The sequence below is a fragment of the Rhodococcus sp. PAE-6 genome, assembly GCF_025290685.1.
Taxonomy (GTDB): Bacteria; Actinomycetota; Actinomycetes; order Mycobacteriales; family Mycobacteriaceae; genus Rhodococcus; species Rhodococcus pyridinivorans.
The window spans coordinates 1-254 of record NZ_JAOCLZ010000162.1; the positions used below are offsets into that span (position 1 = coordinate 1).

Below are 254 nucleotides of genomic sequence, written 5' to 3' on the forward strand. Positions count from 1 at the left end.
TGCTGGCGGCCCACACCCCGAGTTTCGGGCCGAAGGCCTCGACGGCGTGAGGCTTGCCGTCCTTGAACGTGCGACTGAGGCCGCGGCAGTGCCAGCCTCGCGCGAAACGCGTCCGGACCTCTCCGACGTCGATCTCGCGAATCTGTGCCATGTCCGCTCTCTTCCCTCCGGAAATCTCTTCTAGAACACGTTATAGTATTCGCGTCCCGAGGGGAAGGGTTCGGGGATTTTGGTCCCGCCATAGGGATTGTCTA

1 pseudogene is annotated in these 254 nt (G+C 62.2%); it reads right to left on the reverse strand.

Going from position 1 to position 254, the window contains the following annotated elements:
- Positions 1-151: pseudogene (locus NVV99_RS26635) on the reverse strand (3-ketosteroid-9-alpha-hydroxylase); the annotation flags it as partial.
- Between the last annotated feature and the right edge of the window lie 103 nt (positions 152-254).